Annotated in this window: 18 protein-coding genes; 10 read left to right on the forward strand and 8 right to left on the reverse strand. The window is 37.7% G+C overall.

The window, feature by feature from the left end:
• Positions 1–3: 3 nt before the first annotated feature.
• The 4 genes from H3R28_RS02760 to H3R28_RS02775 form a co-directional block, all read right to left on the reverse strand.
• Positions 4–375, reverse strand: a complete 372-nt coding sequence (locus tag H3R28_RS02760) for a hypothetical protein (RefSeq protein WP_198208916.1) — start codon at positions 373–375, stop codon at positions 4–6.
• Between the two features lie 65 nt (positions 376–440).
• Positions 441–857: an outer membrane protein assembly factor BamE gene (locus H3R28_RS02765; RefSeq protein WP_198208914.1), complete on the reverse strand. Its 417-nt coding sequence runs from the start codon at positions 855–857 to the stop codon at positions 441–443.
• 46 nt (positions 858–903) lie between these two features.
• On the reverse strand, positions 904–1,335 hold the full coding sequence (locus tag H3R28_RS02770; protein ID WP_198208912.1) for a hypothetical protein: 432 nt from the start codon (positions 1,333–1,335) through the stop codon (positions 904–906).
• Between the two features lie 2 nt (positions 1,336–1,337).
• Positions 1,338–1,835, reverse strand: a complete 498-nt coding sequence (locus H3R28_RS02775) for a hypothetical protein (RefSeq protein WP_198208910.1) — start codon at positions 1,833–1,835, stop codon at positions 1,338–1,340.
• 304 nt (positions 1,836–2,139) lie between these two features.
• Here H3R28_RS02775 and H3R28_RS02780 point away from each other — a divergent pair, with 304 nt between their 5' ends.
• Genes H3R28_RS02780 through H3R28_RS02795 form a run of 4 tightly spaced genes read left to right on the forward strand, consistent with a single transcriptional unit; the run spans position 2,140 to position 6,390 of the window.
• Positions 2,140–3,858, forward strand: a complete 1,719-nt coding sequence (locus tag H3R28_RS02780) for a S1C family serine protease (RefSeq protein WP_198208908.1) — start codon at positions 2,140–2,142, stop codon at positions 3,856–3,858.
• A complete protein-coding gene (locus tag H3R28_RS02785; protein WP_198208906.1) occupies positions 3,855–4,607 on the forward strand; it encodes a hypothetical protein in 753 nt (250 codons plus the stop codon). Before H3R28_RS02780 ends, H3R28_RS02785 begins: the two co-directional genes overlap by 4 nt.
• Before the next feature lie 5 nt (positions 4,608–4,612).
• Positions 4,613–5,875 carry a hypothetical protein gene (locus H3R28_RS02790; RefSeq protein WP_198208904.1) on the forward strand — a complete coding sequence of 421 codons (1,263 nt, stop codon included), beginning with the start codon at positions 4,613–4,615 and terminating at the stop codon, positions 5,873–5,875.
• Positions 5,876–5,880: 5 nt separating this feature from the next.
• A complete protein-coding gene (locus tag H3R28_RS02795) occupies positions 5,881–6,390 on the forward strand; it encodes a hypothetical protein (protein WP_198208902.1) in 510 nt (169 codons plus the stop codon).
• Positions 6,391–6,466: 76 nt separating this feature from the next.
• On the opposite strand, the gene H3R28_RS02800 is transcribed toward H3R28_RS02795, so the two are convergent.
• Entirely contained in the window at positions 6,467–7,564 is a 1,098-nt protein-coding gene (locus H3R28_RS02800; RefSeq protein ID WP_198208900.1) for a branched-chain amino acid aminotransferase, read from the reverse strand.
• A 230-nt stretch (positions 7,565–7,794) separates the two neighbouring features.
• Between H3R28_RS02800 and gabD the strand changes: the two genes are divergently transcribed.
• The gene (gene gabD, locus H3R28_RS02805) at positions 7,795–9,261 is read left to right on the forward strand and encodes an NADP-dependent succinate-semialdehyde dehydrogenase (RefSeq protein ID WP_198208898.1); all 1,467 of its coding nucleotides are present in this window, start codon (positions 7,795–7,797) and stop codon (positions 9,259–9,261) included.
• A 63-nt stretch (positions 9,262–9,324) separates the two neighbouring features.
• Here the strand turns inward: gabD and H3R28_RS02810 are convergent, their stop codons facing one another.
• Both H3R28_RS02810 and H3R28_RS02815 read right to left on the reverse strand, forming a co-directional pair.
• Complete coding sequence (locus H3R28_RS02810; protein WP_155580473.1) at positions 9,325–10,308, reverse strand: MYG1 family protein; 984 nt, start codon at positions 10,306–10,308, stop codon at positions 9,325–9,327.
• A 152-nt stretch (positions 10,309–10,460) separates the two neighbouring features.
• Complete coding sequence (locus H3R28_RS02815) at positions 10,461–12,710, reverse strand: primosomal protein N' (protein WP_232351170.1); 2,250 nt, start codon at positions 12,708–12,710, stop codon at positions 10,461–10,463.
• A 153-nt stretch (positions 12,711–12,863) separates the two neighbouring features.
• Here H3R28_RS02815 and thiD point away from each other — a divergent pair, with 153 nt between their 5' ends.
• Genes thiD through H3R28_RS02830 form a run of 3 tightly spaced genes read left to right on the forward strand, consistent with a single transcriptional unit; the run spans position 12,864 to position 15,614 of the window.
• Positions 12,864–13,664: a bifunctional hydroxymethylpyrimidine kinase/phosphomethylpyrimidine kinase gene (thiD, locus tag H3R28_RS02820; RefSeq protein WP_155580471.1), complete on the forward strand. Its 801-nt coding sequence runs from the start codon at positions 12,864–12,866 to the stop codon at positions 13,662–13,664.
• Positions 13,665–13,710: 46 nt separating this feature from the next.
• Complete coding sequence (locus H3R28_RS02825; RefSeq protein ID WP_198208897.1) at positions 13,711–14,694, forward strand: tyrosine recombinase XerC; 984 nt, start codon at positions 13,711–13,713, stop codon at positions 14,692–14,694.
• Positions 14,691–15,614, forward strand: coding sequence for a retroviral-like aspartic protease family protein (locus H3R28_RS02830; RefSeq protein WP_198193125.1), 924 nt, complete (start codon positions 14,691–14,693; stop codon positions 15,612–15,614). The genes H3R28_RS02825 and H3R28_RS02830 overlap by 4 nt, the downstream gene beginning before the upstream one ends.
• Here H3R28_RS02830 and H3R28_RS02835 read toward each other — a convergent pair whose 3' ends face one another.
• Entirely contained in the window at positions 15,615–16,982 is a 1,368-nt protein-coding gene (locus H3R28_RS02835; protein ID WP_122123649.1) for an MFS transporter, read from the reverse strand.
• 266 nt (positions 16,983–17,248) lie between these two features.
• On the opposite strand from H3R28_RS02835, the gene H3R28_RS02840 reads away from it, so the two are divergent.
• Positions 17,249–20,173 carry a virulence factor SrfB gene (locus H3R28_RS02840; protein WP_198208895.1) on the forward strand — a complete coding sequence of 975 codons (2,925 nt, stop codon included), beginning with the start codon at positions 17,249–17,251 and terminating at the stop codon, positions 20,171–20,173.
• Between the two features lie 16 nt (positions 20,174–20,189).
• Complete coding sequence (locus tag H3R28_RS02845) at positions 20,190–22,826, forward strand: virulence factor SrfC family protein (RefSeq protein ID WP_198208893.1); 2,637 nt, start codon at positions 20,190–20,192, stop codon at positions 22,824–22,826.
• Position 22,827 lies beyond the last annotated feature (1 nt).

Here is a 22,827-nt window from a genome sequence, read left to right on the forward strand (position 1 = left end):
TCTCTAATAAATGGCGTTGGCGTTCAAGAATGTGGCTTGAGACAACTGATTGAAAAAATTTTGATAGAATTCAGGGTTTTTGTCCAATGGCAAGTTATTCATACGAGCCGTAGCCCTGACGATAATATGATATTTATTGGGTTGTGTCGTAACGGTAATTTCAATTATGTCATCTGTAAAATGGGTTGCCGTGACAAAACCGATCTGATCATTTGATCTCACAATGATATATCCCATGTCTTGCAGCGTAGATGAAATGGCCTGGATCATTTTTTGCTGATCCGTAGTTTCAAATGATCGACTCTGAACAGCCCTTAGTGCAAGAGTCTGTTGCGGTTTTGCCAAAACAGTTTGAAGCGGATTTAATAAAACCATGATCCCAATGAAGATTTGGCCCCAAAGGGATATAGAAATATATATACGAGAAAATATTTGCATTCCTAGAAATTGCTATATCTATAAGAATAATCTCTAACTTTTTGATTATGGTCAAATTTCACAATCAAGGTGAGTGTTCGTTGTGACGTGCTGGATGTATTGGCTTTGTTTCCCAACCCGAGGATAACAATGGTTGCCCATCCTCCCGAACTGGAATGTGTACGCATGGTTGAAATTCGATCATACACCCATACTTCCTGATGTTGATCATCGGAAGTTACAATATTGGGTGGCCCAAAAATTTCAACAACCGAGGCATTACTCATACCTTTATGAAGTTGGCTTTCAATGGTTCCAAGAGTCAGATGGGCATCTGTATTTTGAGCCGTCTGAGCATTTTGGGCCTGTTTTGATGCTGATTCACAACCAGCCATGAGTAAAACTGTGGTGGGAATAATCACATATTTGAGAAAGCGCATGATGTTTGTCCATTATTAAATAGAAAAGCCATTATTTACAGTAAGGTTAAAATGGATGATTTTGCAAGAATAGTGACCGGGATAGTGGTTCAAAAAAATTCTTTTGATAAAAAACAGGGTCTGCTATATTTTCATATCCGGTTGAGGAAGCGCTGAAATTATTGTAAATTTGTCCATTGACTCTTACAGCAAATTTATTTCTATCAATGGAATATGTCATTACACTCAAAATTATATTGCTGTTTTGTTGTGCCGTTACCTCAGAACTGTCCAAATTGACTTTTACAATATTAAAACCTTGATCCTGCAGTGTTATAATAATGGTTTTCAATAAAATATCTCGATTTGGTGCCTCGAATGTACGCGTTTCATTTACACGTTTTTGAGTGGCGGGAAGCACAGATTCATTATTGTTTGAACAAGCTGTCAGTGAGAAACATGACAACCCCAATATGCAAAGAAAAAATTTAAGTGTCATTTTCATCGGGATGTGTAATTTTGATGAAGGGATAGTGAATAGGAAAAGGCATCAAAAAACTGTTGATATGTTACAGGGGATCGAATGATTTCAGATTGTCTTGGAGGACCACCGTTTAAATTTGCACCTTCTTCACCATTATAAAGTGGATAGGCACTTAAGGATAGGCGTGCAATGATTGTATGAACAGAATCATTTTTTGGACTTAAAGTTAAAGTTGCCAAAATAACCTGATTTAAATCAGGGTGAGTCTGGTTGGCTGCGATAAGCCCCATGGCAGGTGAAGTTTCTGTAATAATAAATCCAAGATCCTGAAAGGTAGACAAAGCAATTTGATAGGCTTGAGAAGAAGATAAATTCGGGAATTCCCTTGTCTGTAAAGTCCGAATTTCCATTGTTGTCAAAGACTTGTCATTTTTTGCATGAACAGATAAGGGGATTAATGCCAATGTAATTCCGATAATGATATTCAAATTCAAATAATTTTTGATAGTTAGCATTGGTGTATCCGATTTGGAAAATCATTCCGTTATTTTTTTACATTCGAAATTATTATAATATAGCTTGGTAAAAAGGTTTATTTAAAAATCCCAATTTGATTTTTTCAATTATCTTAAATTATTTTTTGTTTTTTGTCTTTAAAAATGAATAGTTTTGGCAAGTTTTGCCTGATTTTATTTTATTGATAATTACTTGTTATACGGGACTCAAAGCTTGGCTTTACTATGCCATACTTGGCAAGAATATAACATTGGATTACTATCATTAATTTTAAAAGATATTTCATAAAATTTGCGAGCAAATATGACATTATTTCTTCTTGACAAACAGAATCTAAAAAAATCAGAAATAATGACTATTAATGATCAAATTATTTATGAAAAATACGATTTGATCATCAAAATTTTTTCTCAGTATTGTCCAGATATACAATTGGCTGAACCTGTTGTTACAGAAAATCAAAATAAAGATACGTTATTGATTTCCTGGTATGTGGATACCTTTGAAGAGCCAAAAATAATAACTGGGCCGCAAAAGCAGCAAATTTATCAGAAAATGGCTATTTCATTTAAAAATTTGTTTGAAAATATATCCAGGGACAGTTCGAGCGGAAAAATTGTTGAAGCTGTTTTACATATTACGGATTTTAGGGATATTCTTATAAGCGGGGATAAGATAATTATTAAGAATTGGGGAGGAAATTCTTTTCAGGACAATAAAAAATCAGGAATATATTTACCATCCTTGTTTCAATTTTCATCTGAGCCCAAACCTGCAAAAGATGTCATTTCACATTTCTTTGATGAAAAAAAGGTAAATGGACAAATAAAGCCATCTATTAAATCACGAGAAAATTCTACGGTAAATCCTAAAATATCATCACGTTTTCGGTTTTTGACAAATTTCAATAATCAATTTGTTTTATCTCGATTAATAGCGGCGATTTTGTTTTTTTTTATAGGTTTATTGTTGGGTTGGCGAATAATTTTTGCTGAACATCCAATCAAGATTAATGGAATTACATTTCGGGAAGCTCATAATCTTGTTAAACAATATCCGCAAATAGAGAAATCCAATCATGATCTGGAAACAGAAATTAAGATTTTGAAGGATAGGTTAAAAAATCCACCCTGTAACATAAGGGAATCTCGTGCAGATCCATCATTAAATAAAAGTTTAGAACATCCATTTACACCAATGACTTCAACCGGAAAAATTTTTGAAGGTAGTTTACCGGAACTGCTTGAAAGAAGTACTGTTTTTATAATGGTGTTAAAGGACGATGATGTATCTGCCGCTTCGGGTACAGGATTTTTCGTCACATCCGACACAATCGTGACTAATCGACATGTGGTTGAAAATGCCAAGAACAATTCTGTAATGGTTACCAATAAATCCTTGGGACAGTTGAAACTTGCTCATGTTGTTTCTGTAAGTCAGACTACAGAAAATGGAGGACTGGACCTGGCAATTCTTAAGGTTGAAAATGCGCCACCGCAACAACCTCTGAGTTTTTCATTAGATGCACGACCCTTACAGGATGTTGTCGCTGCAGGTTATCCGGCAATCATGATAAGCCAGGATGATGCGATGCAAAGACTGATGAAGGGTGATCTACAAGCAATTCCTGGTGTTATATTGACCAAGGGACAGATTAACGGAATTCAGAATAATCACAATGGCGAAAAAATAATGCCTCATAGCGCAATGGTTTCCCCGGGTAATTCTGGAGGTCCACTGGTTGATCTGTGTGGAAGGGTAGTTGGAGTAAACACGTTTGTAACGATGGATCAGTATACATCCTCCCATGGTAATTATGCCCAAAAATCCGACATGATTGTTAGAGTCTTACAATCCTTAAATCTTCCTATCCAGGTTCAATCGGGAGCCTGTCAGCCTGAACCGGTTGAAAAGCAAGACCAATCGACTGACAAGCCCGCATCTAAATCTGATAAATCTGAGCAAGATAATAATAAATCATCTTCTGATCCTATTGAATCTAAAAAGGATAATTCAAAATGAAATTGCAATTTATTCCAGGAAGACCGATTACTACAACCAATTTCAATAAGGCAAAACCCCTTGGAATGAATGGTCAATTAATATTGGAAAACTGGCATATTCTGCATGATCTTTTGAAGAAGAATGTCAGTCCTGAATGTGCCGCTTTATTGCTTGAACCTCAATTGGATCGGGGACGAGGAGAGGTTGATTGGTATTTGCCTGTCGACAGCCAAAATCTCCCTGTCAAACATTTATCAAAAGAGGAGAATTTAAAAGAGGCGTATGATTATATCGAAGAAGGGAAAAAATACGCTCAGTGTTTGATAAACTCTCCAGATTCATTGCAAAAGCAAAAAGGCAAGCTTCTTTTGGATGCATTACAATTTCCCAATGACGAATTCATAATCGCAACCCCTCATGGACCAGCCATATTGGAATGGGGACATGAATCAAATCAGCCTTATTCAAAAAAGGAAGTTTTGTTCGCCAAGGGAAAGGAGAGGAATATGAAAGTTATGACAATTCTCCCTCCTCCAGTTTCACCATTTAATAATCGCATTGAGAACAAAAATTTTTGGCCATGGATAATAAGTGGTCTCATTTTACTATTATTGATGATATTGCCATGGTGGAAAGGAATCATATCAATAAATTATTGTCGTTATTATTGGCTTTTACCTTTGGTGTTGTTTTTTTTGACATTGCTTGTTGTTGGCGTGATGCTAAAAAAACAAAATGATCTTCATTCTTTGGTCAATAAGGAATGAACCTGATGGTTTTGGTATTAAGTCGACAAAAAATCAATCGGTTAAAACCTCTTTTTAATCGGCAACAGAATTTTTATCGTCAGATATATAATGAAATATTAACCTATAGTGATGCGGATCACGCAAGAATTTTTGCTCAGCCAGAATTCAATAACGATATCGTTCGTTGGAATGCGGAGGGACAAACAAGTTTTTCATGGAAAGAACTTGATCAAAATCAGCAGCAAAAATTATTACAGGCAACACGTTCAATTTTGCTGGATATTGAGGAAATCATTCAACGTTATCCTGGTCTCACGCTTTCAAGATTTTTCAATCAATGCCGTCAATTTCCTGGCTTGGATTTTTTGTATGCTGTTGATGGAAAACCTGTAATCACTGCATGGGGTTTTTCATGTGACCAGAAAACCTATGATCCATTGATGGGTATTGAGAGAAAAAAGAGAAATCATTTGTTTTTTTGGAACAGATTTCCTTGGATTACAGCATTGAGTGCTTTTGCATTAGGTTTATTAACGTCAATATTTTGGACGGATGAAGATTTAAATGGAAAAAAATGTGAAATCATTTATCCTTCGGAAAATAAAGTCAGGCATGTAATGAATGACAAAAAACGTCAGGATCAATTGGCGGATGAACGAAATAAATTACTTGAACAGTGGAATATTTTACAAAATCAATGTCGAATTCCTTCGGTAAAACCCTTAGTACCTATTGATCCAATAAAAATTGACCCTTTACCATCTCCTGAACCATTACCTGAAATACCACCCCTGAAAGATAATCCGAATTTACCTGATATAGACAATTTACAGAAAAAAAATGTTCCAAAACCTCCCGTAAATTCAACTGTTCCACCAAAAACAGATGTTAAATCCAATAACAAGGTTGATCTTCCAAAAGAATCCTGGAACAAGAAAGACACGACAATGTTAAAGGGATGTTGGCATTTGACAACACATCTAGAATTATATACGCACGGTTTATTTTTCAATTCTCATCAACCTGTAACCAACTGGTCCTTGTGTTTTAATCCGAACGCGGCGGGTCATCAGGTTTTAACAAGGCGAGATGGTGGGACATGTCAGGGACCTTTATATGCCGGGTTTCAGGGCGAACAACTTGTACTGAATCAACCAGAGGACTGTCAGGGGGATTTTCATCTTATCAGTGGTAAAAATGTTTGTACAAGATTGAATGATCGCGAAGCAAGATGTACATATATAGACGCAAATGGTCATCAGTCCACAGGTATATTTAAACGATAATCAAGATGATTTTTCGTAATTATTTATTTTTAATTTACAGTTTATTTTTATTTTGCTTGCAAGTGAATGCTGCGGAACAAACATATTATTTGGATGGACATGAAGGAAATTGGACAGCGTTTCATTATTCACATATGAAACAGCAAATTGATTCATGTCATGTTCTTTCAAATGATCTGGTTCTTGGGTTTGAAAGGGATGCAAATAATGTTGGTTTGATTTTATGGGATTCAAAAGGTAAGCAAATTCCGGGTAAAAATAAAAATATAGCCTTGACAATTAATAAGGAACATTTTTTGTTCACGATGAAAGCGATGGATAAGAATATGTTGATGAATCGTTTGAATTTAAGGGATTTCAACTATTTGTTGCAAAAATTATCCTATGCAGATTTGGTTGTTGTTGAATATGGTCAGCAACCCGTAAATATTGTTGATTTGCTTGGATTGCCATCCATGTTAAGCAAGTTTAATTATTGTATAAGCCAGGCTAAATTCGGATTTTCAGAAAAATGAAAACCATTTTCCCTAAAATATATATATATATTTAGTTTGGAAAATGGTCATTAAAGATAAGAAAAACAAAAAGTTTTTATTTTACTACTTTTACCCATTGATAGGGATCAATGACATTTCCGAATTGAATGTCAATCAAACTTTTACGAAGGTCTTGGGTAATTTTTCCTGATTTACCTTCATTTATAATATATTCGCCTTTTGAGTTTTTTATTTTTCCAATAGGCGTAATGACAGCGGCAGTGCCACAGGCAAAGATTTCAGAGATTTTTTTTGATTGAATATCGTCAATCAATTGATGGATTGAATATTTTTCCTGTTTAATGGTCAGTCCCTTATCTTTTGCTAAGGTAATAAGAGAATCACGGGTTACCCCAGGTAGAATGGTTCCACTTAAGGGGGGGGTTAGTAAAGTTCCATCTTTGAATACAAAAAAGATATTCATCCCTCCCATTTCCTCAATCCATTTATGCTCTATAGAATCAAGAAAAATAAGTTGGTCGCACTGATTTTTTGTAGCTTCCTGTTGGGCGGCAAGGCTGGCGGCATAATTTCCGCCACATTTAACCTCTCCAGTTCCACCGGGGGCCGCCCTTGTATAGAATTCAGAAACCCATACAGATACAGATTGCGCATCTTTGGAAAAATAGGAACCGGCTGGCGAGGCAATCAGCATAAACAGATATTCCGGAGAAGGTTTAACACCAAGATAAGGTTTGCTGGCAATCATGAAAGGACGGAGATATAGAGAACCTATCTCTTGGTCTGGGATCCAGTTCTTTTCCGCTTTAACAAATTCATTAATGGCTTGTAAATAGAGTGATTCAGGAAGTTGGGCCATGGCAAGCCTTTTGGCCGAATTGGCAAAACGTTTGGCGTTGGCTTCGGGTCTGAATAAAAGAATACGACCATCATTTGCCTTATAGGCCTTCATGCCTTCGAATATTTCTTGTGCATAATGAAAAACGCAAACAGCAGGATCCAAACTAATTGGTCCGTAAGCCTTGATTTCCGCATCATGCCATTTTTTTTCATCATTATAATGAATTACCAACATATGGTCTGTGAATTTTTGCCCAAAACCAGGTTTTTTTAAAATTGCCTCACGTTCCTTTTTTGACAGGCTGTTTGGATTTTGGGAGAATTTAATCGGAAATTGTTTTCCGGAATTCATTTTCTTATCTTTCTTTTATCTTTAGTTTTAAGTAATTTTGTTACAAAATATACAACAGCAAAATAGATTGTTATGCAAGTTGTTTTCAGTAAAATTTTAATATGGATCTATTATAAAATATAAATCAAAAACAATTCTTTGTTATGATAATGTAAATTATAACAAAACAGAATTCGCTTTGTTATAATCTCAATAACATTAATTATTCCATATGATAGAAAGCAACGGGTATGGTTCAAAAAAGTCTTGACGATTTAAAAAACAAGTCATTGTTCAAACAGCAATGTTTCATTGATGGTCAATGGTTGAATGCAGATAATGGTCAAGTAATTCAGGTTGTCAATCCTGCAACTGATGAAATTATTGGAACTGTTCCGAAAATGGGTGGTAACGAAACAGAAAAGGCTATTAAAGCCGCACAAACCGCCCAGATTGCGTGGCGAAAAAAAACCGCAAAAGAGCGGTCTGTCATTTTGCGTCGTTGGTATGAATTAATGGAAGAAAACAAGGATGATCTTGCATTAATTCTCACACTTGAACAGGGGAAACCCTTGGCGGAGGCTAAGGGGGAAATTCAATATGGCGCGTCTTATCTGGAATGGTTTGCCGAAGAGGCAAAAAGGGTTTATGGCGATACCATTCCCGGACACGCGGCAGATAAACGGATTTCGGTTATCAAACAACCAATTGGGGTTACGGCAGCAATTACTCCCTGGAATTTTCCCAACGCGATGATTACCCGCAAGGCTGGTCCAGCATTGGCAGTTGGATGTTCAATGGTACTTAAACCCGCAAGTATGACCCCTTACTCTGCCTTGGCCCTGGGTGTGCTTGCTGAAGAAGCTGGATTACCGCCAGGGGTTTTCAATATCATTACAGGATCCTCAGGGGAAATTGGTGGAGAGTTGACCACTAATCCAATAGTTCGTAAACTAACCTTTACAGGATCAACAGAAATTGGCGCTCAGTTAATACAGGAATCAGCCGGTACGGTAAAAAAATTATCGATGGAATTGGGGGGGAATGCACCCTTCATCGTTTTTGAAGACGCAGATATTGATGCGGCGGTGGAAGGGGCAATGATGTCCAAATATCGAAATGCGGGTCAAACTTGTGTCTGTGCAAATCGATTTTATGTTCATGATTCAGTTTATGATCAATTTATTGAAAAATTTAAACATGCCGTTACCAAACTCAAGGTTGGCAATGGATTGAATAAAGATGTAACCATTGGTCCCTTGATTGATCGAAATGCCTTGAAAAAGGTGAAAGAACATATTGATGATGCTGTAAATAAAGGCGCAACTGTTGTCATGGGTGGTAAAGCTCTTGAGGGATGTTTTTTCGAGCCGACAATTTTATCGAATGTACCATTTAATGCACTGGTTTCGAAAGAGGAAACTTTTGGACCTTTGGCGCCTGTATATCGCTTTGAAACTGAAGAAGAGGTTATTCATTTGGCCAATGATACGGAATTTGGTTTGGCATCCTATTTTTATGCCAATGATATTTCAAGAATAACACGTGTATCAGAAGCCTTGGAATACGGGATTGTGGGAATTAATACTGGTTTGATCTCAAATGAAATGGCACCTTTTGGCGGAATAAAGGCATCAGGTCTTGGAAGGGAAGGTTCCAAATATGGTATAGATGATTATCTTGAAATCAAATATTTATGTTTGGGTATTCACCTGTAAATCAGACTAGACAAGATTAAGGATTAACACGAATTCTAATCCTTAATTTTAGTTTTCTATAAATTATTCAAGGGTTTTGTGTGCAAGTGCGATTGCTGCCTCTTTTGATGTGGCAACAGCTATGAACAATCCCTTGTGAACGAATTTCGCTCCCAGAATTCCTGTTTCTTTTTCTAGATTTTCACCTTCTAGTCCTCCCCAGCTGGCAGGAAACAACTTACGTCGATCGTTTCCGTGCATACGGATCGGAACTGTTCCGACACGCCATTCATTTTCTGCAGGATAAATTACCAGTTGTGTATTCCAACCATTGGCAAAAATCGGATATATATGTGGCATCCAGCGAGGCAACATCAAAATACGGTTATCGGGGCTGTTCTTGTATGCTTCTTCACAACAGCTGATGGCTCTGTTACGAGCAAATTCAATATTGAGTTGATAAATCAAAACAGTTTGAACGATTTTACTTGCCTCAAAAAAACGTTCCAGCTGGTTTGACGGGTCGTCGCAATCCCACGCAGGATTGAAAATATTTATGATTGATGAAAAATTTAATCCGTTTTCAGGTTGCATTTTTCCATTATCGATTGCATCTATGGGAATGACTAGCGCTTTTTCAATTACACTATGCGCAACACGATGTGATTTCTCATCCAGGTCAGGGGCTAGTTTTTTAATGACATCCAGACCAAAAGCTGTCCATATAAGACCGGCAGAACTATAGGGAATAGTTCCTTCCATGTTTTTGGGTGTCTGTTTGATATCTCTTTCAGGAGCACCGATCTGGTGATGGTCAAAATAACGCTTGCCATCAAAAATTCCCCCAACATCAAAAACAATATCAGCTTTTTCAATGATTTCAGGGTTACGTGTTCTTTCCAGCCGAAAGGGTCTATTTTCTAAATCCAATGCAAGAAATAAGGTTGTAAAGGCGAAAACATCGTCAATATGAAAACGTCCGTTATGTGTGACGATTAAAAGTTCCTTTGAATAATCCATCAATCCTTCTGTAAGAGAATCAGAATGAATTGTAGGGGAGTTAGGCATGGGATCTCCTGATCAGTACAAATAAATTAATAACGAGAAAACATAATAAATAAAAACATCATTGGATGCGAGCGATTAATTAGGATTTCATACAGAATATTTTATGTGAATTCTAATTATGAAAATATTCAGACTATAAATCTTAATCAATTTTACAAAAACGATATTGGATCGATATCCACAGTTATTTTTACGTTTTTTTTGGGTTTAATTGGATCCAACCATTGATGTAGGATCGGCTGTATGGCGATGGATTTATGTGTTCTTAGCAATAAACGCTGTCGATAACGGTTACGAAGCAGAGATAGGGGAGCTGGGGCAGGTCCCAAAACGATGACACCATCTCGGCTGGGTGCATTTAGACCGAGTTCTTGAGCTGTTTCCAAAGCATCCTGATTTGTATCCGCACTTACGATTATGGCGGCCAATCGACCGTAAGGAGGCCAAAATCCGGCTTTACGCTCATGTGCCTCTTCGATCATGAATTGATTGAAATCACCTTTGATTAACGTCTCCATTACGGGATGATCTGTTAAAAAACTTTGAATTATAACTGTACCGGGAAATCTGGCTCGACCGGCTCTACCCCCGACCTGATGCAATAACTGTAATGTTTTTTCAGCCGCACGTAAATCTGCGCCGGTTAATCCCAAATCGGCATCTATAACCCCAACAAGAGTAAGATCAGGGAAATGCCATCCCTTGGCAACAATTTGGGTGCCGATAATAAGGTTGACTTCTTTTTGCATAATTTGGCGAACGGCTTCGGCTGTCATTTTGGGGCTGTTTAAACAGTCACTGGACATGACAAGAATTTTTGCGTCAGGAAAGGTAATTCTTGCCTCTTCGGTAATGCGTTCAATTCCAGGACCAATGGGAACCAGACTATTCTTGGTATTGCAATGGGGACATTCCAGCGGAACGGGTATAGAATAATCGCAATGATGACATACCAGTTTTCTAGTGCTGCGATGCTCAACCAACCATGCTGAACAATGTGGACATTCAAGACGGTAACCACAAGCACGGCATAAAGTTAAAGGGGCGTAACCGCGCCTGTTCAAAAAAAACAAGACCTGTTCGTTTTTGTCAAGTTTTTCCTGTGTTGCCTTTACAAGAGGTGGTGACAGGAAATGTCCTTTTTCAGGTGGATGTATTTTCATGTCAACCAGTTCGGTTCGTGGCATGATAGCCCCACCATGTCGTTTGGTTAAGGTGAGATGAAAATATTTTCCCTGATGCGCATTTATCAGGGTTTCCATTGAAGGGGTGGCGGAAACCAAAATAATAGGACACGAGGATAGTTTAGCCCTGACAATGGCCATATCCCTGGCATTATAGATAACACCTTCCTCCTGTTTGAAGGAAGATTCGTGTTCCTCGTCCACAATTATCAATCCCAGATCATAAAAAGGTAGAAATAGGGCGGATCTCGCGCCAACTAACACGAAAACTTCATTTTTTAATATAGCCATCCAGGTTTGTTTACGGTGTTTCAAACCTAGATCGGAATGCCATAGTGCAGGATTTACGCCAAAACGTTTGTAAAACCGGTTGGTCCATTGAGCTGACAAAGCGATTTCTGGCAATAAAACCAGAACTTGTTTATTCTGTTCGATGCAGGAAGCTATGGCTTGCATATAAACTTCTGTTTTTCCTGAACCGGTAATGCCTTGCAGTAAAGTAACAGAAAATTTTTTCTTATCGACTTGTTTCGTTAAAAAAGTTGTTGCTTTGGTTTGTTCTTCGGAAAGACTAGGTTGATGAAAATTGGGATCAGGTTTCGAAAATTGCGTAAAATTGGTAAGGGGTTGTTTGAAAATGCCCCCTGATTTTTCCAGTCCATAAATAACCGAAGGTTTTATATGTAAATTTTCTGTCAATTCCCTTGTTGTATAGGCTTGATCTGGAATATTCATGAAATCCAGAATTTTTTTTCTTTTTTCGGTAATTTTTAAGTTTGTTGGCAAAGGTGAAGTTTTTATCCATCCATATTCTTTTTTTAAGGGAACGGTGAGAGTTCTGATATTACGGATTGCCATTGCCAGAACGGAACCTGATTCCGTAAAATTGTAATTTGCCATCCAATCAATGAATTGCATTAAAACTCTCGGTAAGGGCTGAATGGGTAAAATGGAAATAATTTCTTTTAATTTTCTTTTTTCTTTTTTGGGGGTGGATAATAAAGACAAATTGCCTGATAGAACGTGATCTTGCCAGACAACCCCTATTTCCTTACGTTGATTGAGCGGTACAATAACCAGGGTACCAGGAATGATTTTTTCCACTTTTAGGTCGTGCGGAATTATATAATCAAAAGGTTCCTTGAATGGGTAAGGAAGAAGAACCGGGACTATTTTACGGTAAGATAGAGGCATATCAGATAAAATATCAGGATTCATTTGACAAACTCAATTGAAATTGAGGCAAAATCTTATTTTACGAGGATAGTATAGCATTGTTTGAAACTATATGTTCTGGATTTAAGATAAAATATATCTCTAGAATGAATTAAAACTATAATCATAAAATATTAGACATAAATTGGGATCTACATGATTAAAAATATTTTAACAATTGCTGGAACCGATCCAAGTGGAGGGGCGGGAATCCAGGCTGATATCAAAACTTTTTCCGCATTGGGAACCTATGCAATGTCAGTTATAACGGCGGTTGTTGCGCAAAATACCCAAGGGGTAAGATCTTTTCAAATTATGGATCCTAAAATGGTTGCAGATCAGATCGATGCGATTTTTCAGGATATCCATGTTGACGCTGTCAAAATCGGAATGCTTGGCAATGAGCTTATTGTCAGGATTGTAGCCCAGAAACTGAGAGAATATAATGTTGCCAAGGTCGTTATTGATCCTGTCATGGTGGCAAAAAGCGGTGATCATTTGATCAATGATGCGGCAGTTAATGCATTGAAGGACGAACTATTTCCTCTTGCCACCCTTATTACCCCAAATATCCCGGAGGCATGCGTTTTATTGAATAGAGATGATCCAATAACAATGCTGGAAATGAAAGAGGAGGCACAGAAATTACTTTCATTTGGATCTCATTGGGTTTTGTTAAAAGGGGGACATCTCGAGGGATTTAACTGTTTTGATGTATTATGTAACAAGAATGAAATTTTCGATTATGAAGATGAAAGAGTGCTGACAAATAATAATCACGGGACAGGATGCACGTTGTCTTCTGCCATAACAGCCTTGATTCCCGTTATGGAAATTCCTGATGCGGTCAGAGAGGCCAAGACTTATCTAGGGCATGCACTTAAGGCTGGCAATCAGCTGCAAGTGGGTAAGGGACATGGGCCGGTCAATCATTTTTACAGAATATGGAATTTATAATAAATTATCATTTCAGTAACAGAATCGCGTTGAAAAGGATCCAATCATGCTGGCAGAAGATTATTTAAAGCATTTCTTGAAATGGATGAGGGACAGTCAAAGAGCTTCATCTAATAGTATTATTGCCTATCAACAAGATTTAACCCTTTTTTTACAATTTTTTGCAAATTATAGGGGTAAAGAAATAACCGGGCATGATCTTGCCGATCTTTCATATAAGGATGTCAGGGCATGGATGGCGGATGAAAACAACAAAGCCCTTAAAAGTCATTATCTTGGTCAGGGTCGACATACGCAAGATGCCGCAATCCGTACACGTAAAAGACGTTTATCCGCATTGCGGTCATTTTATCGCTTTTTGGCAAGGTTTTATTATATTGGGAATAATATTGCTTCATTAATAAAGATTCCAAAGGTCAATCAACCTTTACCCCATCCATTGACGGAAAAAGAGGCTTCAGAGTTGACTAGGAATATTGCGATTGTTGATCAGTCCCCAATGACTCAAAATCGTGACATCGCTTTATTTACATTGTTGTATGGTTGTGGTTTGCGGTTGTCTGAAGCCTTATCCTTAAATTGGGGGGATCTCAGAAATGCAGACCTGACCCGTGAGGGTGCAACCCTAAGGATAACCGGTAAAGGAAACAAGGAACGACTTGTGCCGATTTTGTCCTATGTGGCTGAGGCATTAATAAAATGGGAAAAACATTACCCTTTTATGATAAAATCTCAATCACCAGTTTTTGTCGGTGTTAAAGGCAAAAGGTTAAATCCATCGATTGCCCAAAAAAATATGCGTGAATACAGACGCATGACAGGATTGTCAGAATTGGCAACACCTCATGCCCTACGTCACTCATTTGCCACCCATATTTTACAAAACGGAGGAGATTTAAGAACAATACAGATGTTGTTAGGACATGCAAGCCTGTCTACAACGCAGCGTTATACATTGATGGATGAATCTCATTTACTTGAAGTATGGAATAAAGCCCATCCCAAAGCGAATATAAATAGAAAAATATGAAAAAACTCATTCTGACATTTTATTTTTTTACAGGCTTATGGTCTTTTGATTCTGCCAAAGCCGAAAGGAATTTATGCAGTTATGAAAAAATTGCGCAAATTCCTCTCAGAAATATAGGAGGATATATAATAGGGGATTTTCAAATTAATGGACAAATGGTTTCCCTGATTATTGACACAGGTTCAGAAGGAAGTCTTATTTCTTTGGATGGAGCTTCAAGGCTGCATTTACCTGTGGATCCAGGCCAAAAAACAATAATACTGGGTTCAAAAGGGGGAAGTAAAACAGTACAAAATGTTTTTATCCGAAATATGCACATAGGAACGTACAATCTGGGCGCTTTATCTATACCAGTTGGTAATTTACCTCAATTTCCAAGAATTAAACCTGCCATTTCAGGATTGATCGGTGGAGATATATTATCAAATTTTGATGTTGAATTTTCATTAAAAACAGGAAAGCTAAATTTATGGGAGGTGAACAGCCATTCATTATTATGTATGGTACCACCTTTTTGGCAAGAAAAAGGTCATATTACTGATTTGGACAAAAAAGGTTTTCGTGTGTTTACAAAGGTAAGAATTGATCAGTTTCCCCTAGAAGCCCTAATTGACAGTGGTGCACGATCCCGAATAGTTGCCCTTCAAAAAGTAAAAGAAATGGGAATTCATGAAGATGAGCTGGCCACACGTCCGGGTGGACTGGCAAGCTCGATTGGTTCAAAAGAGGTTGTTTATCACTGGTATCAATTTAAGCGTTTCGAAATTGGTGGACAGGTTGAAATCAAACCTACATTGACCGTATCCCCATTGCATGATGAAGCAGATATGCTGATTGGTTCAGACTGGTTTGCACTAAATAAAATATGGATATCCTATAAACGGGAAAAATTGTATTTTATAAATAATAAAGAAGAATAATTATTTTCCTTTTGGCAAAAACCAAAAGATAAAAGAGCTGAAAAGTGTCGTTATACCCAACCAAAACCATGTAAAATGAAAATGCATTGCAGGAGCGGAATTGGGATGCAAAGATTGATCTACATTTAAAAGTATTGCAGAGACGGCAACACCAGAAGCCATGGAAAGTTGCATGACTGTGGATAATAGACCGCTTCCTGAAGGTTGTTTACGAAAAGATAGATCAATAACGGTAACTGTATTCATGGCTGTAAATTGAATGGAATTTATAAATCCAGTAATGAGCATGAGAACAACCAGTAATGTCCAGCTGGATGAACTTGTTACAGTTACATACGAAATATATGAAAAACTGAGCAATATAGTGTTGATAAACAGAAAACGTCGGTAACCGGTCTGTCTTATAATCTGATCGACGAAAGATTTTCCTACAAAAGAAGCAATGGCCAATGGTAACATCGCAAAACCACATTTTACGGGTGAAAGTCCCAATAGAATTTGTAACATCAATGGCAGCATGAATGGCACGGCGCCGCATCCGATACGTGCAACGATGTTACCGAAAATTCCAATTGTGAAGCTTCTTACTTTAAAAAGGTTGTGATGAAATAAGGGGTGTTTGTGATTATAGGATTTTATCCAGTAAAATATCATTAAAAGGATGCCCAGAATAAGAATCAGGGTTGGAATTTTAAATTGTTTTGTTTCACTAAATAGACTGAGTGCATAGGTAAGAAAGGCTATTGAAATGGCAAATATTCCATACCCTGTATAATCCATTTTAATTGATTTATCCTTGATATCGGGAAAAATTCGTAAGGCAAATATAATTCCAAGGATACCGAAGGGTATATTGATTAAAAATATTAGAGACCAATGAAAATAAGAAGTGATCATCCCCCCAACAATGGGACCGATCAAGGGACCAGTCAAAGCGGGAAGGGTTACCATACTTAATGCTTTTACCAGTTCGTCTTTGGAAAAGGTCTGGATAATTGCCAATCGACCGATCGGCAGCATAAGTGCTCCTCCAGAACCCTGAATAATCCTTGCGATTAACAATTCATTCAAGTTATGGGAAAGTCCGCATAAAAGAGAACCAGATGTAAAAATTGCCAGTGAAAGACAAAAAATTATGCGACATCCATGTTTTTGGCATAGATATCCCGTAAGGGGAATGAAAAGAGACCCAGCCACCATATAATAAATAATGATATTTTTTGTTTTGAATAAAGGTGTGTTAAAAAAATTGGATAAGTAGGGAATTATTGTATTGACGGCAGTTGAATCAAGTGCAGCCATGAAAAATGATATTGCTGCGACAATGGGTAAAAACCGTTTTTGATTGTTTTCAATCGGAATGTTCATGATTATTAATATACCTAGTTATTTAGGTACGGTATTTGATTTATATAGTCAAGATATGAAGCTCAATTAATATAGTGTTCAATCATACTCAGAATATTATTTATTTTTTAATTGGTTGAAATTTATATTTAAATAGATTTTCAAAATTATTTCATAAAAACTGGGTCGTTAAAACAATTCAATTATTTATTTTTTATTTTATAATAGCTGTTATAGTTTAATCTATCAATTTGTGTCCTAATATTTCTCAGGGGATTGAGAATCATATGTCTCGTATCATCACTTTAATTCCTGACAGTGGAATACAGTTTTGGTCTATTAAAATTCCTGTTGCGCAATTAAAAAATGTTCATTGCTGGTTTTGGGAAGAGCGTAATGGTGAATATGATGATGGTACACCACGTTATATCTTGCATTCCCTTAGGGAGGATCCCGAAACAGGTGTGTTGAGGGATGTTCAATCCGGTCAGGTTCCACCTGAAAATCAGATTTATGAGGTTTCCTGGAAAGGGATGATGCAAATGTTTCTGCATCAATGGATACCTCTGCCTTTTTTTGCGCTCATATCGGGTGAAGAAACAGGTGATGAGCATTTTCGAAATGGACCGGCAAATTGGGTACGTGGATATCTTACACAGATAAGGGAGGATTTGTATCAATTTGATCTTGTCTTTGATACAAGTTTGCAAACACAGGATAATAATGAAATTTATAATGCACCCACTATAGAAGATAGCCAAAGACAGGACTGTTATAAATTCGTTTCTAATTTTACTGATGTGGCATGGTTTTTGAATGAAGGATGGGTTGGTGATTGGCTTTTGAAAATCAAACAGGAAAATGTTGTCAATAGCTCTTTATATGAAGAACGATATTGTTGGCATTACGCCGTCTATCAGGCATTCCTACAGATTTTAACCTCCTTGCAAACCATACCATCAGTGCATTTGCTGGATGGTGGTAAGGGAATAACATCACAAGTTCCGGTTGAGGTAGACCTAATTCTGGATTTGGGAAATTCAAGGAGCTGTGGAATTTTAGTTGAGGATCATCCGGGACAGGATGTTAATTTTTCAAATAGCTATCCTTTGATTCTTAGAGATCTTTCACGTCCCAATCTTAAATATGACAAACCATTTCCAAGCTGTATAGAATTTGCTCGTGCAAATTTTGGCAGTGATCTTCTCTCCCGTCGTTCCGGAAGGGTGTCTGCATTTTATTGGCCAAGTCCGGTCAGGGTCGGTTATGAGGCAGCACATTTGGCAGGGACAAGAATTGGAAATGAAGGTATAACCGGTATCACATCTCCTAAAAGATATATATGGGATACGCGTTTATCTTTACAAAGCTGGCGTTACAATAGCCGTTCCATGGGTATTTCGGGCAGAATAATCGATCCTCCAGTTACGGGGGCATTTATGGCAATGATTTCACCGGATGGTCGTGTTTTGACTGAGGAGGAACGTTTAATAGGGGAGAATATCACCACACAACCAAATTTTTCACGGAGTTCATTATTTACCTTTATGCTTGTGGAAATTTTGTTTCAAGCGAGATTACAGATGAACTCGCCTCAAAATCGTGAACAAAGACAAAATAAAACTTTAATGAGACATCTTCGGTCTGTAACATTGACTCTACCTCCCGGTATGCCGGTAGCGGAACAGAAAATCTTACGTAATCGTGCGATTGCAGCCATTGATTTATATTGCGAAATGCTGGGTATATCTATAAATGAACGGCCAAAAATTCACACGCATCTTGATGAGGCAACAGCAACCCAAATCGTTTGGTTATATAACGAGATTACCGAACGTCTCGGTGGAAATGTGGATGAGTTCATGCAATTAAACGGTCATGTCGATAAAGATAGGGAAACTGATAACCGGATACCGAAAATTAGGATAGCAAGCTTGGATATTGGAGGTGGAACGACTGACTTGATGATAAGTTCCTATTCTGTGCCTGTGGGTGAGACAATTTGTCCACATCAGGAATTTAGGGAAAGCTTTAAAATAGCAGGGGATGATATTCTTGAACATATCATAACGCATATCATTTTACCCATAATGGAAAATTCCCTACGTAAAGCGGGCGTAATTGACACCCAGGCATTTTTTAGTTCCGCCATTGGACAGGACTGGGGAGGGCAATCAGAACAGGAGCGTCATTTAAGACAGCTTTTTGTCAATAATGTTTTGGAACCGGTTGCATTGGCAATATTGTCCCGTTATGAAAATTTAACTGATCGAACAATCGATATACTTGATGCATTCCATATTGGCGATGTTCTTGGTGAGGACAAGGAAAATATCGAGCGATCCCAAAATTACATTCAGACCCTTGCCAAAAAGGCAGGAGCAGAAAATTTTAAAATAACCGACTTGGAAATCATAGCCAAGGTGCAACAGGTTGAGGCCTCGATCACATATGTTATGGGTGATGTCATAGCGAAATTGTGCGAAGCAATTTGGACCTATGATTGTGATGTCTTGTTGATTTCAGGTAGACCTTCAAGATTACGCAGAATTGTTGATATGATTATGGCCGCCATGCCGGTTCCGGTTCACCGTATTATAGGTATGTACCATTATCGTGTTGGTGCATATTATCCTTTCCGTGATGCTCAGAACCGTATAAGTGATCCAAAAACCACCGTTGTAGTTGGTGCATCTTTATGTTTGCAAGCGGAAGGGAAGTTACAGAATTTTGTATTACGATCACGTGATTTGCATATGTATTCCACTGTGCGTTTTATTGGTCGTTTGGAAAAAAATGGTCAGTTGAGGAATAAAAATGTTTGGCTTTCAAATATAGATTTACCCGAAAGGAAGCCTCAAGAAGATGTAGGTTTCAAGATTGATGATTTTGAAAATACCACCAAGATTGGTTTTCGTCAGCTTGGAATTGAAAGATGGCCAGCGTCGCCATTATATGTTTTGGAAATAAATAATTTCAATGCTCTGAATAAAATTGCCCTGCCTTTGACGGTAACAATTAAGCGTCAGGATATCGATCAAGAAAAGGAAAATCTAAAAAATGATTATTCAGATCGCGAACAATTCAGGATTGTTGAAATAACAGATCGGAATGGCGAGCAATATCCCACCCGGCTTTTGGTCCTGAGATTGCAAACCATGATGAATTCCGAAGGTTATTGGCGTGATACAGGTCGCTTTACCTTAGCCTAGAGAAAGATTATTTAATATGCCAAACGATATTCAAGAAATGACCAGGCATCTACAAAAAAGAACCGGGAATGTATTATGTTCTGCTGATATGGCTTTACACTGGTTTGAAGATAATCCAAAAGCCATTAGGGGAGATGGGGATGCAGTCAAATATACCCTTAGGCGATTTCGTCGGCAGGCCAGACAACTTGACAATGCTGCTTACCAGCCACCTGCCGTGGCGGTTTTTGGAGCGTCTCAGGCAGGTAAATCCTATCTTGTTTCAAGTTTGGCGACAAAACCAGGACAGGCATTGATAGCGTATTATCAAAAAGAAAATCTTAATTTCTTAACGGATATGAATCCACAAGGGGGTAATGAGTCAACGGGGCTTGTATCTCGTTTTACGACGCGGAAAATTGACGTTATTGATGAAAATATGCCTGTTCCATTACGATTGTTGTCAGCGGTTGATGTCATAAAAATATTGACCAATACATCAATTGAGGATTTTAAGACAAAAGATGCCGAAATTGACGATCAGTCACTACAGAATTTGTTTCAGTCCATGAAACCTTTTATGCAAGACAAGATCATTAATTCAATTATAGATATTGATGATATAGAGGTTCTATATGAATATTTAAAAAAACAATATCCCGACCATCATAGATTTGAAAAATTAAGAGAAATTTACTGGCATCAACTGAGGGAAACCGTTCCGTATATTCCAGCTCATGAATCGGCTGTCTTGTTTTCACCATTATGGAACAATCTGGGGCAATTTACCAATTTAGGAAGAAATTTATTTACAGTTTTAGGAAATTTGGGAAAAACGGAAAATGTCTATTGCTCTACAGAAGCACTGAAGCCAAGAGAAAAAAGTATATTGAATGTTGAAACCCTATTCACGCTTGGAATGAATTCCCAGGATAAAATTACCGTTTTGACTTCAAAAGGGGAAAGACAATCAATTGATCGTTCAATTGTAACGGCATTGACGGCAGAATTAACCGTTCCAATAGGAAGTGATGCTCCATGGGCATTTCTCAAGGAAACGGATTTGCTTGATTTTCCTGGCGCAAGATCAAGAGAAATGATTTACGATCCACAAGCGTTTCTCCAGGCACCAGAAGCTTTGGGACGTTTATTTCTTCGGGGAAAGGTGGCCTATCTTTTTCAACGCTATGAAGCCGAACGTGAAATTTCGGCAATGTTATTGTGTATTGGTGATTCCATACAGAATGTTTCAACCCTGCCAGGTATGATTGATGGATGGGTAAGAAATAGTATTGGTGCAACGGAAGAAGAACGTAATAGACAAAGAGATAATTTGTTTGTTGTTTTGACAAAATTTGATCGGGAGTTTGAACAAAAAGCAGGAGAATCTCCTTCATCAAGCACAAGATGGACAGCCAGAATTAATGCAAGTCTAATTGACTTTTTTAAAACGTGCAGTTGGATTGAGAATTGGAGAGATAATCATCCTTTCAATAATCTTTACTGGTTACGCAGTCCCTCTATAAGTTTCCCAGCTGTTATGGATTATACGGTCGTTAACGGACATAAGGAAGAAGCTGGAATTGCTGAACAGGCAAAAAATTTAGTTGAAACAATGAAACAGGCTTATTTGAGTAATCCTGAAATCAAGCGTTATGTGGCTGATCCTGTAAAGGCATGGAATGCTGTTTTGCAGCCAAATGATGGAGGTATCACCTATCTTGCCGGTGCATTGGGAAAAGTATGTGACGCACGGTTAAAAGTTGAACAGATTAATGGCCAGATCGAACATCTTGCTGTTAACCTGGCACGTTTCATTTCACCTTATTATCATAGTGGCAATACGGAAGAAGCTATCAAAAAGGCTTCATCGGAGGCTCAATCAATAGCTCTTTCATTGATGCAATCCGTCAAATCGCAAATGTTTGGATCTTTGTTACGGTCACTCCAGGTTAGGCGAGAGGATATGATGGAAGCATGGCATAGTATGGAAATGCAGCTTTCCAATCAGAGATTGTTGATCGGTCGAACTAGTGATGTAGACGATCTTTTTCAGGATATGTTTCCAGATGCCGATTTATCGGATCAAAAACAGGAAAAAGAAGAAAATACGGGACAGGCAAAAGATCGTCATGAACAATATGCCGATTTAGTATTGTCCAAATGGAATCATATTATGGATGATTTTTCTCGTAATGATCAGGTTGAACAGCATTTTTATATTTCAACAGAACAATTAACCGCATTAACAGCAGAGATATCCTTGCTTGCAAGACGGTTAAATCTCAGGGATAGGCTCGCTGAACAATTAAGACGCAATGCGGCGCTTTTCACCAGTGGTTCATTAAAGGGGGAAACACAGGTTTTGTTGGCAGAAATGGAAATTGGTAATTTTGTTTATTATTTGGGTTATCATTCCGTACCGTTATCCGAAAGACCCATGACAAGAGGATTAAAGGGTGAGCATCATGTATTCGAACCAAGAGAGGCACCCAATGATATATTGATTTTACCTGAACATCCCGTTCCATATCACGAACGTTTTGTTCGAGATTGGATTTCAGCCATGGTACAGCGATTTGAAGAAAATGCTGGCGCGTCCAGTCTTGATGGAATTGATCCAGCTGCAAATGAAGCCCTGGGGCGTATCATAACCGTATTAAAAGGTTTATAAA

The organism is Commensalibacter sp. M0268, assembly GCF_016101925.1.
Classification (GTDB): domain Bacteria; phylum Pseudomonadota; class Alphaproteobacteria; order Acetobacterales; family Acetobacteraceae; genus Commensalibacter; species Commensalibacter melissae.

Bases quoted from the DNA above. Each gene is read 5' to 3' on its own strand.
- H3R28_RS02760 (WP_198208916.1), bottom strand. From the start codon at position 375: ATGGTTTTATTAAATCCGCTTCAAACTGTTTTGGCAAAACCGCAACAG.
- H3R28_RS02765 (WP_198208914.1), bottom strand. From the start codon at position 857: ATGCGCTTTCTCAAATATGTGATTATTCCCACCACAGTTTTACTCATG.
- H3R28_RS02770 (WP_198208912.1), bottom strand. From the start codon at position 1,335: ATGACACTTAAATTTTTTCTTTGCATATTGGGGTTGTCATGTTTCTCA.
- H3R28_RS02775 (WP_198208910.1), bottom strand. From the start codon at position 1,835: ATGCTAACTATCAAAAATTATTTGAATTTGAATATCATTATCGGAATT.
- H3R28_RS02780 (WP_198208908.1), top strand. From the start codon at position 2,140: ATGACATTATTTCTTCTTGACAAACAGAATCTAAAAAAATCAGAAATA.
- H3R28_RS02785 (WP_198208906.1), top strand. From the start codon at position 3,855: ATGAAATTGCAATTTATTCCAGGAAGACCGATTACTACAACCAATTTC.
- H3R28_RS02790 (WP_198208904.1), top strand. From the start codon at position 4,613: ATGGTTTTGGTATTAAGTCGACAAAAAATCAATCGGTTAAAACCTCTT.
- H3R28_RS02795 (WP_198208902.1), top strand. From the start codon at position 5,881: ATGATTTTTCGTAATTATTTATTTTTAATTTACAGTTTATTTTTATTT.
- H3R28_RS02800 (WP_198208900.1), bottom strand. From the start codon at position 7,564: ATGAATTCCGGAAAACAATTTCCGATTAAATTCTCCCAAAATCCAAAC.
- gabD (WP_198208898.1), top strand. From the start codon at position 7,795: ATGGTTCAAAAAAGTCTTGACGATTTAAAAAACAAGTCATTGTTCAAA.
- H3R28_RS02810 (WP_155580473.1), bottom strand. From the start codon at position 10,308: ATGCCTAACTCCCCTACAATTCATTCTGATTCTCTTACAGAAGGATTG.
- H3R28_RS02815 (WP_232351170.1), bottom strand. From the start codon at position 12,710: ATGAATCCTGATATTTTATCTGATATGCCTCTATCTTACCGTAAAATA.
- thiD (WP_155580471.1), top strand. From the start codon at position 12,864: ATGATTAAAAATATTTTAACAATTGCTGGAACCGATCCAAGTGGAGGG.
- H3R28_RS02825 (WP_198208897.1), top strand. From the start codon at position 13,711: ATGCTGGCAGAAGATTATTTAAAGCATTTCTTGAAATGGATGAGGGAC.
- H3R28_RS02830 (WP_198193125.1), top strand. From the start codon at position 14,691: ATGAAAAAACTCATTCTGACATTTTATTTTTTTACAGGCTTATGGTCT.
- H3R28_RS02835 (WP_122123649.1), bottom strand. From the start codon at position 16,982: ATGAACATTCCGATTGAAAACAATCAAAAACGGTTTTTACCCATTGTC.
- H3R28_RS02840 (WP_198208895.1), top strand. From the start codon at position 17,249: ATGTCTCGTATCATCACTTTAATTCCTGACAGTGGAATACAGTTTTGG.
- H3R28_RS02845 (WP_198208893.1), top strand. From the start codon at position 20,190: ATGCCAAACGATATTCAAGAAATGACCAGGCATCTACAAAAAAGAACC.